The 14,409-nt window shown below is 62.6% G+C and carries 10 protein-coding genes; 6 read left to right on the top strand and 4 right to left on the bottom strand.

Annotated features, from left to right (window positions below):
• Positions 1-7 precede the first annotated feature (7 nt).
• The gene (locus AC07OZ_RS02930) at positions 8-2,182 is read left to right on the top strand and encodes a GAF domain-containing protein (RefSeq protein WP_495465658.1); all 2,175 of its coding nucleotides are present in this window, start codon (positions 8-10) and stop codon (positions 2,180-2,182) included.
• A gap of 422 nt (positions 2,183-2,604) precedes the next feature.
• Here AC07OZ_RS02930 and AC07OZ_RS02935 read toward each other — a convergent pair whose 3' ends face one another.
• Entirely contained in the window at positions 2,605-4,566 is a 1,962-nt protein-coding gene (locus AC07OZ_RS02935; RefSeq protein WP_495465659.1) for a hypothetical protein, read from the bottom strand.
• A complete protein-coding gene (locus tag AC07OZ_RS02940; RefSeq protein WP_495465660.1) occupies positions 4,563-6,758 on the bottom strand; it encodes a hypothetical protein in 2,196 nt (731 codons plus the stop codon). The genes AC07OZ_RS02935 and AC07OZ_RS02940 overlap by 4 nt, the downstream gene beginning before the upstream one ends.
• 945 nt (positions 6,759-7,703) lie before the next feature.
• On the opposite strand from AC07OZ_RS02940, the gene AC07OZ_RS02945 reads away from it, so the two are divergent.
• A complete protein-coding gene (locus AC07OZ_RS02945; RefSeq protein WP_495465661.1) occupies positions 7,704-8,057 on the top strand; it encodes a DUF1428 domain-containing protein in 354 nt (117 codons plus the stop codon).
• A 36-nt stretch (positions 8,058-8,093) separates the two neighbouring features.
• On the opposite strand, the gene AC07OZ_RS02950 is transcribed toward AC07OZ_RS02945, so the two are convergent.
• Positions 8,094-9,041 carry a Crp/Fnr family transcriptional regulator gene (locus tag AC07OZ_RS02950; protein ID WP_495465662.1) on the bottom strand — a complete coding sequence of 316 codons (948 nt, stop codon included), beginning with the start codon at positions 9,039-9,041 and terminating at the stop codon, positions 8,094-8,096.
• A 358-nt stretch (positions 9,042-9,399) separates the two neighbouring features.
• On the opposite strand from AC07OZ_RS02950, the gene AC07OZ_RS02955 reads away from it, so the two are divergent.
• The gene (locus AC07OZ_RS02955) at positions 9,400-9,726 is read left to right on the top strand and encodes a hypothetical protein (protein WP_495465663.1); all 327 of its coding nucleotides are present in this window, start codon (positions 9,400-9,402) and stop codon (positions 9,724-9,726) included.
• 4 nt (positions 9,727-9,730) lie between these two features.
• Here AC07OZ_RS02955 and AC07OZ_RS02960 read toward each other — a convergent pair whose 3' ends face one another.
• Complete coding sequence (locus AC07OZ_RS02960) at positions 9,731-10,840, bottom strand: glycosyl hydrolase (RefSeq protein ID WP_495465664.1); 1,110 nt, start codon at positions 10,838-10,840, stop codon at positions 9,731-9,733.
• A gap of 319 nt (positions 10,841-11,159) precedes the next feature.
• Between AC07OZ_RS02960 and tssA the strand changes: the two genes are divergently transcribed.
• The 3 genes from tssA to tssC all read left to right on the top strand — a co-directional run bounded on the left by tssA (position 11,160) and on the right by tssC (position 14,335).
• On the top strand, positions 11,160-12,188 hold the full coding sequence (tssA, locus tag AC07OZ_RS02965; protein WP_495465665.1) for a type VI secretion system protein TssA: 1,029 nt from the start codon (positions 11,160-11,162) through the stop codon (positions 12,186-12,188).
• Positions 12,189-12,273: 85 nt separating this feature from the next.
• Entirely contained in the window at positions 12,274-12,783 is a 510-nt protein-coding gene (tssB, locus tag AC07OZ_RS02970) for a type VI secretion system contractile sheath small subunit (RefSeq protein WP_495465666.1), read from the top strand.
• Between the two features lie 52 nt (positions 12,784-12,835).
• A complete protein-coding gene (gene tssC, locus AC07OZ_RS02975; protein WP_088404499.1) occupies positions 12,836-14,335 on the top strand; it encodes a type VI secretion system contractile sheath large subunit in 1,500 nt (499 codons plus the stop codon).
• The last annotated feature ends 74 nt before the right edge of the window (positions 14,336-14,409 follow it).

Raw genomic sequence — 14,409 nt, forward strand, 5'->3', positions numbered from 1 at the left:
CACCGCCATGGGCGAAGTCACAAACGACAGCACGACCGACGCGATCAATGCGGCCGACGTGATCGGCGGCGGAGCGTCCGGCCTCGATGAATCGGCGATCTTCCGCGCGCTCTTCGCTGCCTCGCCGGACGGGTTGCTGCTGGTCGACGAACAGGGGCTGATCCGGCTCGCGAATCCGACGGCATCCCAACTGCTCGGCTATGCAAACGAGGACCTGATCGGCGCTGCCGTCGAGATGCTGGTGCCCGACAGCATCCGCCCTCGCCACGCCGCTTACCGGCATGCTTACGAAGGGGCGCCGCGATCGCGGCCGATGGGCGGCACGGCCACCGAGCTGGTCGCGCGCCGGCGTGACGGGTCGGAGGTCCTGGTGGAGATCGCGCTGAGCCCGTTGCAGCCGCTCGGACTGCCGTACACGATGGCCTCGATCCGCAGCGTCGCCGAGTACCCGCGCGTGCGCCAGGCCTTGCAGCGCGCGCGCTACAGCGAGCATCTGGCACAACTGGGCAAGATCGCCGTCGATTCGCTCGATCCGCAGGAGGTGCTGCGCCAGGTGCCTTCGATCGCCGCGCAGGCGCTCGAGGCCGATGTGGCGGTGGTGTTCCTGCTCGAGCCGGGCCGTACCGAGTTGCGCCTGGCCGGCGGCGTCGGCCTGCTGGACGGCGAAGGACTTGGGGTGAATGTGCCGAACCGGCCCGAGACGCCGCAGGGTTTCGTGCTGGCGCACGGCATCCCGGTCGTGGTCGAGGATTACGGCATCGAGCAAAGGTTCATCGTCCCCGACGCCTATCGGCAGGCGGGCCTCGTGTCCTCGCTGGCGGTCCCGTTGTCGGATCGTGGACGGCCCGTGGGCACGCTGGCCGTGCGCTCGCGCCAGCCGAAACGCTTCGGCGACGCGGAGGTGCGCTTCCTGGAATCGGTCGCCAACCTGCTCGGCACCTGCCTGCAGCGGGCTCAGACCGAGGAGGCGCTGAATCACTCGCAGCGGCTGGAGGCCGTGGGTCAACTGACGGGCGGCATCGCGCACGATTTCAACAACCTGCTGACGGTCATCCAGGGCAACTTGCAGGTGCTGGCCGAGCTGCCGGTGGTGACTGAGGACAGCTTCGCACCGCAACTGGTCGCGGCCGCGACGCGGGCCTCGCGCCGCGGCGCGGAGCTGACCGGCAAGCTGCTGGCGTTCTCGCGCCGGCAGCGGCTGCAGCCGGCCAGCGTCGACGTGGGCGCAATGATGCGCTCGCTGGCGGACATGCTGCGTCGCACGCTCGACCAGCGCATCCGCATCCGCATCGAGGTGGCATCCGATTGCCCTGATGTGCAGGCCGATCCGGCACAGCTGGAATCGGCGCTGCTGAACATCGCCATCAATGCGCGCGACGCGATGCCCGAGGGCGGGGAGTTGGTGTTCGAAGCGGCACCGCTGAATGCCATCCCGCCGGAGCTGCGCCGCGAGCTGGAGGAGGACGACGAAGATCCGACGCCCGCGGGATCCGGGTCGGACAGCGCGACGCACTATGTCCGCATCGCGATCTCCGACAGTGGCACGGGCATGCCGGAGGACGTCAAGGAGCGCGCCTTCGAACCCTTCTTCACGACGAAGCAGGCGGGGCGGGGCACCGGGCTGGGATTGAGCACTGTCTACGGCTTCGCGCGCCAGTCGCGCGGGGCGATCGGCATCGACAGCACGCCGGGGCACGGCACGACCTTGTCGTTGATCCTGCCCCAGCCGCCAGCAACAAAGCGCGAAGCCGCCGAGCACGACGCGACGGCCGCATCCGTGCCGCCGGGACTACGTGTGCTGCTGGTTGAGGATGACACTGAGGTACGCGCGGTGGCGCGTCGCTACCTGACCGACCTGGGTTGCGGCGTCACGGCCTGCGCCAGCGCGGAAGAGGCTCTCAGGCATCTGCGCGAGTTGGACGATGCAACCGACTCGTCCGAGGCCAGCGCGCTGCCGCATCTGCTGCTCAGCGACATCGCGTTGGGCGCAGGCATGCGCGGTACCGAGCTGGCATCACAGGTCCAAAAGGAATGGCCCGACATCGCCGTACTGCTGATGTCGGGGTTCTCGGCGGAGTTGTTGTCGTCCGGGCATGACAACGCGCTGGGCTGGGAGCTGCTGCCCAAGCCGTATGAGCGCGCCGCGCTGGCGCGGGCGATCGGGAAGGTGCTGTCGCGCTGAGGGAGAACGGCGCCGAGACGCGTTCGTGTGCTCAGTCGTCGGGGAAGAGTGTCGGCTCTTGCCTCGGGTACGCAGTCGCTCGTGGTCTACGTGCTGAATGGATGGAGTCGGCTTCTAGCAGCCCGGCTACCAATCACCAATATGCGGTCGGTCACGCCAGGGGACAAGACGCAAATTCCGCCATCTAAGCTGGTTGGAGGTGTCTATTTTAAGCAGCGCCCAAAACTCGTCATCCTTCAGAGACGATGACAAGTTGCACAGTCGATAGAACAGGCGCCTCGCGCGGGTCCATCAGCATGTTGGTGGCGTCGCTGCGCTCTCGATGAACGGCCTCCGCACCTCTGATCAGTTTCAAACTTTGATAAAGGGAGGAAATGGGCTTGTCCACAAGTCTCTAAAATGGTGAAACGGATAGGCGGAGGCTAATTTGAGATCATGGTGGCAATGACGGGTAATCTGGATTCTTGACTCAAGGACAACAGTGTAGATCGCGCCGCATCGCGCGAGATCAATATTACAGCGAGGCTGGAAGCAAATGAAATGGTACTAGATGAGTTGTTCTCTAGTCCTTGATAAAAGAGGCTTTCGACTAGTGTTGGCTTTCCATGATTGGAGAAGAGAGAGTTGCTATCCACCTCCGTAGACTGGTAGCCCAGCAGCAGCTTCCAAGAATCTTCGAATCGCCTCCAGATGTAGGAGATCACCTCTTTTGAGGCGGGCGCGCCATCAAGGATAAACTGGGCAGCTGCAGATATAGGGTTTGCAAGCGCACTGGCGCATGCTTGTGATACCCGCATTGTCCGACCATTTACCGAAATTGTCCCTTTCGCCAAGAACGCATAGTGGACATCGCCAGAATATACTGAGCATGCCTCAAAACCAGAGCGCTCAATGCAATCCGCCAAGGTGAAGTAGTTGCGTGGGTTGGATTTCCAGTTTTCGTAGTCATACGCTAAAGCAGTATCCCTGCTTTTTACTCTGTTCCGAATCAATCTCTCGACCGCAGGTTGTCCGAAAACCGGAGTTGGTGTGAGTAAATGGAGAGTGCCACCGCCAGAAGTTTCCTTTGCCGACCTCAGTAGGGCGTTTAGAACGCCTGCAGAAAAGAACTTCGCGCGCAGTTGAGGGTACTCCTTGATTCTTCCCGAGGGAAGAATCTCTTGGGCGCTCGTCTTGCTTGTGGAGGGGTCATCTGTTCGTGCGAGTCTTGAGTCGAGGACCACCATGGCAAAATTGGCAGGAATTACATAGCTCCATGATTCAAGCGACATGATCGAGTCATCGGCCCGCGCTAGATTCCCGTCAGTAGCGATCGCACCGAAGATTGCCTGCCGAATGAAAGAATGGTCGTCCTGCAGATCCCCAAAGGCCGCGGGGTCGTTGCCGTACCCCTGAAAAATAAGATAAGCGAGCGTTCCATTCGCCGCAAAGCGTCGAACTTTCGTTGATTCCGTGATGGCTTTCTGCCATTGGCCATCGAAGCCATAGTCGTCCGTTATCTCATGGTCGTCGCCAGAAAAGTATGTGATAGTGTTGGCAAATATCAACTCCCAATGGCGCGTATCCGCAGGTGGTGTTAGTGAAAGTAGTCCCCAGGCGCCCGAGCTCCAATAGAGTAAATACAGCGCGCAAATCTCGGCAAAGCCGAGTAGGTGCCTTTCTGGAACTGGCGAAACTCCAAATGGCCCCTTGGTGACTGTCAGTTGGGTTCTAATGAACGCGACCTTCTGGCTAGAAGTGAGGCTTAAGAGGATCTTGTCTCTGGGCAATGAACCAAACACTCTGCCGCTTAAGTCCTTGCAAGCATCATAAGTCTTCTGGGTCAAGTCATCGCAATAGACTTGATCTCCCATCAGGACAATCATGTGAGGTCGAGTTTCGCGACGATCCCAGACCTCAGTCCTTAACTTGGCCAGTCCGATGCAAGAATCACCTTGATCTAAGTTTCGACAAGAACCCATTGCCACCAATAGGCTACCTTCAGCCGACGCAGGCGGTGTCATCAAAGACAGGTCGCTATAACCTTCCAGCAGCCTTTCTGTTAACTCCTTCTTAGTCAGTAGAGGGCGACTCGTAATATCGTCAACGACAAGCAACTCATAAAGCAGCGTCGAGTTTTCCGGAAATCCATCTCGAAGATCAGCTAGTGGCTTCGCCTGCAACATGACCAGATGGGCTCGGTCGCATATTCTGTGGGATGCCGCGAATCCACCGCCTACGATCTCAGCTCGATCGATCGATTTGTTCGACCGTTCGACCGTCTTGTAGACGTTGGCCTGCACTTTGAGTTCGCGCCCTACGAGTATCCAAATCCAGAAGCTCTTTGGGCTGTAGCGCCGCAAGATCGGCCCACAAAGCACCAACGGAACGCTTGCGATGCTCACTTTAGTTCGATCTTCTGATAAACAAAGCCTTCAATCGGCGCTGTGGCCTCGAATTCTCGGTATATTGGATATATCTCTGCAAGACTCATTCCGTTGTGCTTGCTTGTAGATCCCTCAGAAAAAACATCGTCTGGCCCCTGAAGCGGAAACCGGTCTTCCTCGATACGCCGGGCAGCGAACTCTAGAAGAACCTTTTCTAGATCATCTTCGAAAGGAATACCTAGTTGTCCGTGCAGTCGAAGGTATTCGACGGCTGCTCGCTCGCGTCCTGCTCTAATGGGAATGAATGCTTGCAAATGCGCTGAATTGACGAACTGATTGCGAGCATCGTCGACATCAGGTTGAATGTCCCACGACAGTGATGAGCCAAATCTTGCAGAACTCTTTGCGTCGAAAAAGTAGGTCGAAGGCAATGTGTGCCCGCGATTCTCTTCGGTCGCGGCCGGAGTCGTAAAGAATTGATCGAGATCAAAAAGCTCGCGAAATACATCCAACTCGCCCGCGGCTTCAGGACTGATCTTGAGCTTATCCCGGAAAACACGAGAAAGAATTATGGCCCGCTCTTCGCGTCTGAGATCATCCGGCGCGCGCCGCACTGTTCCACTTACGTCAGTCAGGTATGTTGCCCATCCGGCTAGGATTGCACTAGCCTCAGCATTGCCTTCATCGGACCCAGACGAATCCCAGAATCGAGTAGATGCGGTAGCAACTCTCAGTTCCTCCACCATTCTTGGTTTAAATTCTGTTTCGTAGTCAGGTGAATAGATTTTGTTACCGGTATAGCCTACTGTCTTGAATTCTATGAGAACTACTATAATTCGGCTGGGGGCCGCCGTTGCTCCGAATTTTGCATCTCCGTCCGAGTTTGATTCGATTTGAGTCGATTGGTCCGAAGCTAAACTTTTCTGTTGGTATGTCTCAGATATGCTTTTAATTGTGGCGCGCGTCGTCCAACTGGAGTCCGCTCCAGTGAACGTAATGTCCTGGGTCTGGCTCCCGTTTGCGAAGTAGAAGGCGGCGATGTCCTTCAATCCCTGGACGCGCCAATTAAATGCGCCTTCGTGAAGTGGAACTCGTTCTAGGATCTCTCGCATAGTGCCGCCGCCGGGACCGTTCCACTGTAGACCCCAAGGTGGCGACACGAAAACGGGCGGCGGGCCTACGAGCTTGGAGGGATTTCCCTCAAGTACGGTTCGGTTGACAAGGGCTCCCCTAGCTACGCTGCCACCTGGGTTTTCAAGAACAATTTGCCAAACTAGGCGAGGCCCCAGTGATTGTTGACTAATTTTCATCTTCTGAAAAAGGCGCCTCAGGCCATAGTTCATGGCTTCTGGTAGTTTGTTTTCAACCGTTCTTCGATAACTGTTGGTCTCTAAGAAGTCCGTTGTGGTCTTTGATGAAACCGTGAATGATCTGGTGAGAGACTCACTTACTCGATTGACTGTCTCGGTTAGCTGCCTCGAGATCCGCTCTCTCGATTCCGTATCAGAGGAACTCCAGCTTTGCGAGCCGGATACTCCACCTGACACCACTCCATAGGACCCGGACACACTTGCCGAGATTGTCGCGTTCGTGGAGCGGGAGATGGTTCGCGCAATGCGATCCGACACATCGTTCGATCGACGATCCTCGGCAGAGCTCTCGTCTTGCTGAGTTAATGACTGCTGCTGCGATTGCTCGAAAGTCTGCCGTTGAACCGTCTCCATTCGCACCTCGACAGTCTCGGACGGTCCTACCGTAAACGCATGCTCAATGGGTCCGGCAAATGGATCTTGCATGAACACATGCTGACGGTACAGGTTCAATACCCCAAGCGGCGAATCAATTTTTGAAGCGAGGCGTCTGGCGGTCCGCAACTTTTCGGCTATGTTTCGACTATCTTGGTCCTTGCTCTGCTCAAGTTCATTTAGTAGTTGATCGTCAAATGGAAGCCGCCATGCCGCCAACTTCACTGAAAGGCGGGAGGATCCAAGAAGGCTTTTTCTAATCGCTTTGGATACCTTCAGTGCTATTGGACTTTCCGATTTCACCTTCAGTATCGATTCGAATAATGGCGCAATTATTCGATTGAAATCGTCCAGTGTTTCATGGTTTCGTGCGGCAACAATTAGCTTTCCATGAACGCCAATCATGTTTGATTTTGTTGGCCTCGAGTCAAACGGCGTGGAAGTCGTAGGTATTTCCATTTCCATTTCCTCTCCTAGGAAGGCTGTTGAGGCGCGCGAAGACCTGGGCTTTATGGTCACATCTTGTAGCAGCTTGCGCTACCCGGGTTGATACCTCGATTTCCTAGTTGTCAAAGCCGTGTGATAGCCAATCCGAGGTTGCGCATGTCTTGGCTGTGGCAATAGGCGGTCGGGTGTGCATACATTGCCGCGTCGCGGCGGGCTGTCCGCAAGCGGCCAGCCCGCACATGTTGGCAAAGGGCGGACGCACCTGCTCGCAGGCGGCTCAGGCGAGAGGTGCCCAACGGTGCGGCGGCAACTGCACGACCTCACTGGCGCGCTGTGCGGGGAGGCGCTACAGGACGTTATGGAGATCGGCGTAAGGGTTGTCCCGTTGATCTTGGCCGACTGGGTCAGGATTGGTCCATGTATGGTCTCGAGGGCGCATTGACCAACAATAATCCCTGTGACCAACGCTTTGAACAGCCGCTTTCGAGTCTTGTCCAGGTCCGCTTAGCGTCGACAACAGCCAGTTGCCCTTGGCGCGATCACCGGCCGCTTGGACCGAGAAGACCTGGTACATCCGCTAGCTCCGGACGATGGGGAACGGCGGGTCGACCGGCCCACTTTGTCCCACCTCGTTGAGCAGCGCCACAAGGACCTTCCAGTTCGCATCGGTCAACATCCCAGAGAAGATCAACGGCCGCGTCTCGCCGCTCGTCGGCTGTCGTACTCGCGTTTCAAGAGCGAACCGCGCTCTGCATGAAGACCAGCCGCTTCGAGCGCGGCAATGGCGGTGTCATGGGTCATCGCATCCTCCCCGTCGCCGGTTCATTCCGGGCGTATCTGGCTACGATGACAGAAGCTGAAGGGATCGCCATCCTCAGACCTGAGGAAGCGTCGTCGATTTCCCCATCGCCATTCGTCGTGCAAGGTGTGACACCCAGCCGCGCCAACAACCGGAGAACCGCAATGGACTACGTGGATGGATTCGTGATCGCCGTGCCGACCGCCAAGCGCGAGGCCTATCGCCAACTGGCGCAGGACGCCTCGGCCGTGTTCAAGGACCACGGCGCGCTCAGCGTCGTCGAGTGCTGGGGCGACGACGTGCCGGAGGGCAAGGTGACCTCGTTCCCGATGGCCGTGCAGCGCAAGCCTGACGAGACCGTCGTCTTCTCATGGATCGTCTGGCCGTCGCGCCAGGCGCGCGACGAAGGGATGAAGAAGTCGATGGAAGACCCGCGCATGAACCACGACCCGAAGAACATGCCCTTCGACGGCCAGCGCATGATCTTCGGCGGCTTCGAGATCATCGTGCAAGCCTGAGCCGCCGAGGCGGCGCACCGATGTGCGCCAGCAGACTCACGCCGCCGTCGCCAGCTTCCCCCGCGCCATCGAGCCCCCGATCACGAACTGTTCGAGGCGCTCCCGGCTCGGGATGGAGATCTGGCGGCGGCCGCGTTCGCCGAACAGGATCAGGCCTTCGCGGTTCAGCTTGGACAGGCAGCGGCTGACCGTCTCGAGCGTCATGCCGAGGTAGTTGCCGAGGTCGGCGCGCGTCATGCGCAGCGTCAGCTCATCGGCGCGCAGGCCGCGCTGGTGCATGCTGCGCGCCCAGGCGCAGAGGAACTCCGCCACCCGCGCCAGCGAGGCCAGCGTGCACACCGACATCAGCGACTGACGCTCGTGGGTGATCTCGGCGCTCATGCCTTCGTGGACCACGGCCATCATCTCCGGGTATCGCGCGCAGGCCTGCAGCAGCTGGTCATACGGAATGATCGAGATGTTGCCCGTGTCCATCGCGACCGCGTCGCAGGGATGGCGTCCGTGCGCGATGCCGCTGAAGCCCAGCCAGTCGCCGCGGAACTTCAGGCTCACGATCTGCTCGCGGCCGTCCAGGCTGCGGCTCACCAGCTTGAACGCGCCCGCATTGATCAGGTACACCGTGTTGAACGGCTGCGAGGCGCGGAAGATCATGTCGCCGGCGCGCACGACCTTGGCGGCCGGCTGGATGATGTCCCGGATGGTGCGCATCACGTCGAGCATGCGCTGTTGCGGATCGCGGGAGACCACGCGCGGTTCGGAGATCGTCAGATGCAGCGGCGGCCGCAGTTGCGGGCGCAGGTCCGGCGCGATCAGGCCAGGCGTGGCGCCGGCGACGATCGCGGCCGTGGCCGACAGGCCAGCGCCACCTTCGCGCGGCGACGGGGTTGCGGACGTCGCCTTGCGCGGCCGGCCGGCCGGGGCATCGCGCAGGCGGTCGCGGGGGAGGTCGCTCGGGGGGGAGGCGAGGGCGATGGCGCTGTGCATGGTGATCTCGTGGTTGAAAGGGTTGCTGGGGATGCTAGAAACGGCCCGCAACAGCGGCACCAATCCTTGACATCGATCAGCAACAGTCGGTGAACCCTCGGTGTCGGTTCAGTAACGGCCCGTCAGGTCCGGACAGGGGCGGCGTTCCCGGATGCGATGAGACGTTCGCGTTGACTTCGGTCAACGTGTCTTTCCGCGAGCTGGCTACGCTGCGCAGCTCGCCTCCCGGCGTGGCCGTGCGCCCGCCGTCCTCACCCTGCCACCCACCTCCGCGCCCCACGCCGCGCGTCCGACCATGCCGCTGCCCGCCTCGTCTTCGCGCACGACGCCTCCGCCCTTGCTGGGCCTTCGGATGGGGATGGTGTGTGGGGACGAGCGCACGCCCGCGGCGATGCTGTTCCGGCAGACGGTGATCGAACTGGGTGCTCAGGTGACCGTGCTCGACCCCGCGCGGATGCTCGAGGACGGCGCCGCGCTGGAGGAGATCGCCCGCCTGCTCGGGCATCTGTATGGCGCGATCGCGTGCGACGGCCTGCCGCCCGCAGTGGTGCGGCGGCTGACGGCGGCGGCCGTGGTGCCGGTGGTGGAGGTGCAGGCGCTCCTCACGCCCGCCCAGGGGCTAGGCGGCGATGCGCAGGAACGGCGCCACGTCGCGCAGGCGGCGTTGATCGCCGCGCTGCGCTGATCGCTCAGGCCTTGGGCAGGCTCTTGTACTGCTGGCCGACCTGGGTCAGCACGCCGGACGCGCCGAACAGGCTCGTGTAGTGCGGATCGGGCGACAGCCGGCCAATGAACCACGAGTAGCGGAGCACGTCGCTGCGCGACTCGCAGATGCCGACCATGTCGGCCATCTGCGCCATCTGCTTGGCGGGCGTGTCGATCTGCGCGCTGCCGTCACCGTTGTGCCAGTTGGCCATCTCGGTCACCCAGAACGGCTTGCCGTATTTCTTGAGCCGGTCCAACTGGCCTGCGAGACCGTAGTCGTACCAATGGAACGCCAGGGCGTCGATCTGCGGATCGCGCCCGTTGGCGCCGCGGAAGGCGGCGAGGAAGGCGTCCATCCACTTGATCGGATCCTCGTAGCCCGCCATCGTGCCCCAGTTGAGCGCCGGCCCGATCAGCCGCACGCCGGTCTGGCGTGCGATGTCCTCCAGCTTGAGCCACTGTACGGCGGCGTCTGCCGGCGACAGATTGGCCTGATCGGTCAGGTTGGGCTCGTTGATCACGAGCAGGTCCTTCACCGCGGGACGCGCCTTCAGCGCGGTGACGACGTCGGCGACGTTGACGTCCTTGGAAGTCCAGACCATGGGCACGTGTTGCATCGCGCCGGCGATCGACGGATTCGACCGGACGTTCGCATCGGGCTGGAGCGCCCAGTTGTACCACCAGCCTACGCTGCCGCCGGACAGCGCGGTGAAGTCGGCCGCGTCCCTGAGGTCGTAGGCGATGCCGCGCTTGACCGATGGGGCCGGCGCGGGCGGCGGCGGAGGAGGCGGCGGCGATGCAGGCGGCGGGGGCGACGCCGGGGGCGATCCTGACGGTGGCGGTGCAGCAGGAGGGGGAGGAGATGCGGGCGGCGGCGGTGACGCCGGCGGCGATCCCGGCGGGGGCGCCGTCGGCGTGGCCGGCGAGTCCCCGCCACTGCCGCCACCGCCGCAGGCGGACAGGAGTGCGCTCGCGCCGGCCAGCGTCAACAGGCGACGACGGTCGGCGTCAGGCGGCAGCGGCGCGACGAGCGTCGGCGCGGCCGGGGCCGGGGCCACCAGCGCGTTCAAAGAGGATTCAGCCGGATGCTTCATGGGGGAGCTCTTGCAGCGATTGATCACCTTGTCCCTCACGAAGGGGACAGGTCTTGCGGGGCCGGAGTATGAGCGGCCCGACATGTTCTTGTCCCGCACCGAAACACATTGTTAATGTTGCTGACGGCTGGCATTCATCCTGGTACCTCGGAAGAGGGTGTCGCGTGCCGCGCAGAGGTGGCTCCCCTTGACTTGCGAGGGGCAGCAATCCCTAGCCTGAGCGCCCCCTTGAGGGGCCAAAGTGACTTTCGACCACTGCGCGTAGTTACAGCCCTCAATAGAGTCCATGGCATGCAACCGTTTTGCTGCCTCCGACGCGATGGCTGACCTCGACCTCGATTCGCTGCTTGCCCCCTTGCAGGACGATGCCCCATGCGGCGCCGACCTGGAGTACGACGCTGCCTTCCTCGCCCTGGAAGCAGCGGGCGCGGGCAAACCCGAGCAGCAGTTCGGCGACACCATCATCCCGGCCGAGGAGCCCGACTGGCACGCGGTCCATGAGCAGGCCCTGGCGCTGGCCAAGCGGACCCGCGACCTGCGTGTCGCCGTCTGGCTGGTGCGCGCCGGCGCCCGGCTGCAAGGACTGGGCGCCGCCATCGACGGCCTGGCGCTGATCCGCGGTCTGCTGGAACAACAGTGGGCGCACGTGCATCCGCAGCTGGATGCCTCCGACCACGATGACCCGACGATGCGCCTGAACGCGCTGCAACCGCTGACCAGCGTGATGGCCGGCATCGCCGACCTGCGCGCCGCGAGCCTGACCGGCCAGCGCGGCGGTCCCCGCGTGCGCGACGTGGAGCTGGCGCTGGGCAACGCCGATCCGATGGGCGAGGAGTCCGTGCCGTCGCCCGAAGGCCTGATGGCCGGGCTGTCGGCGCAGGCCGCCAACGATCCCGCCTTTGCCGCGCGGCTGCACGAGGCGCTCCCGACGGTGCAAGGCATCGTCGCGGCGATCGAGTCGCCGCTCGGCGCCGGACAAGGTCCTGATTTCTCGCCGCTGCTGCGTCTGTTCAAGCCGCTCGCCGCGGCCGCCGGACAACTGCAGGGGCAGGGCGGCGACGTCGCTGCCGTTTCGGACGATGCGACCGGCGCGCCGGCCGCGGGCTTTGGCGGCGTGGCCGTCGGCGCGGTTGCCGCGCCTGGCACGATCGCCAGCCGCGACGACGCCGTCCGCGCGCTGCAACGCGTCTGCGACTGGATCGAGCGCCACGAGCCCAGCAATCCCGCGCCGTTGCTGATCCGCCGCGCGCAGCGGCTGATGAGCAAGAGCTTCCTGGAAATCATGCGCGACCTGAATCCCGAGGGCGTGCACGAGATCGAGAAGCTCGCCGGCACGACCAGCGAGTAAACGCCGGACGCCGCCCCGACACCGATATCGACGCCGTTCTTCAACGTTCCGCCTTTCACCCGATCCCCGCTTCAAGGAGCACCCCATGGCCACCAGCAGCCAGAAGTTCATCGCCAGGAATCGCGCCCCGCGCGTGCAGATCGAGTACGACGTCGAGCTCTACGGCGCCGAGAAGAAGGTGCAGCTGCCCTTCGTGATGGGCGTGCTGTCGGACCTGTCGGGCAAGCCCACGGAGCCGCTGCCGCCGGTGTCGGACCGCAAGTTCCTGGACTTCGACGTCGACAACTTCGACGCCCGCATGAAGGCCATGAAGCCGCGCGTCTCCTTCGCCGTGCCCAACACGCTGACCGGCGAAGGCAACCTCATGGTCGACCTGACCTTCGAGTCGATGGACGACTTCTCGCCGGCCGCGGTCGCGCGCAAGGTCGACGGCCTCAAGCAGTTGCTCGAGGCGCGCCAGCAGCTCGCCAACCTGATCACCTACATGGACGGCAAGGCCGGCGCCGAGCAGCTGATCGCCAAGGTCGTCAAGGACGAGGCGCTGCTGAAGTCCCTGGCTACGGCCCAGAAGCCGGCCGAGGGCGGCGCGCAGTAAGCGCGGCGCCTCACGTCATACAGAAACCGACGGACCCCACGGAGCACGCACCATGGCCGATGAGACCCTCGCGCAATCAGCGCCTTCACTGCAGGGCATCGAGTACGAAGGCGGCGAGTTCGCCTCGCTGCTGAACAAGGAATTCAAGCCCAAGACCGACGAGGCCAAGTCCGCCGTCGAGCAGGCGGTGCTGACGCTGGCCCAGCAGGCGCTGTCGCAGACCACGCTGATCGGCAGCGACGTCATCGTCTCGATCGAGGCCATGATCGCCGAGATCGACAAGAAGCTGTCCGAACAGGTCAACGCGATCCTGCACCACGCCGAATTCCAGCAGCTGGAATCGGCCTGGCGCGGCCTGCACTACCTGGTCAACAACACCGAGACCGACGAGCAGCTCAAGATCCGCGTGATGAGCATCTCGAAGAACGACCTCGGCAAGACGCTCAAGCGCTACAAGGGCACGGCCTGGGACCAGAGCCCGATCTTCAAGCGCGTGTACGAAGAGGAATTCGGCCAGTTCGGCGGCGAGCCTTTCGGCGCCATCGTCGGCGACTACTACTTCGACCACAGCCCGCCGGACGTCGAGCTGCTGGGCGAGATCGCCAAGGTCTCGGCCGCCGCGCACTCGCCCTTCATCGCCGCGGTGAACCCGTCGCTGATGCAGATGGGCTCGTGGCAGGAACTCGCCAACCCGCGCGACCTGACCAAGATCTTCAGCACGCCCGAGTACGCCGCCTGGAAGTCGCTGCGCGAGTCCGACGACGCGCGCTACATCGGCCTGGCCATGCCGCGTTTCCTGGCGCGCCTGCCCTACGGCTCGAAGACGAATCCGGTCGAGGACTTCAACTTCGAGGAAGAGACCGGCGGCGGCGAACACGCCAAGTACACGTGGGCCAACTCGGCCTACGCGATGGCGACCAACATCAACCGCTCGTTCAAGACCTACGGCTGGTGCACCCGCATCCGCGGCGTGGAAGCGGGCGGCGCGGTCGAAGGCCTGCCGGCCCACACCTTCCCGACCGACGAGGGCGGCGTGGCCATGAAGTGCCCGACGGAGATCGCGATCAGCGACCGCCGCGAGGCCGAGCTGGCCAAGAACGGTTTCATGCCGCTGGTGCACCGCAAGAACTCGGACTTCGCCGCGTTCATCGGCGCCCAGTCGCTGCAGAAGCCCGCCGAGTACGACGACCCCGACGCCACCGCCAACGCCAACCTGGCCGCGCGCCTGCCCTACCTGTTCGCCTGCAACCGCTTCGCGCATTACCTGAAGTGCATCGTGCGCGACAAGGTGGGCTCGTTCAAGGAACGCGGCGACATGGAGAAGTGGCTCAACAAGTGGATCATGAACTACGTCGACGGCGACCCGGCGAACTCGTCGGAGACGACGAAGTCGCAGAAGCCGCTGGCGTCCGCGGAAGTGGTCGTCGAGGAGATCCCGGGCAACCCCGGCTACTACTCGTCGAAATTCTTCCTGCGTCCGCATTACCAGCTCGAAGGCCTGACCGTGTCGCTGCGTCTGGTCTCGACGCTGCCGTCGCAGAAGGGCAAGTAAGCGCAAGACAACGGTGGTGGCCGCGCGGCGGTCATCGCCACAAGAATTTGAGAATCGCGCGCGACGACGCGCGA

The sequence above is a fragment of the Roseateles sp. GW821-FHT09G03 genome (genome assembly GCF_059416045.1).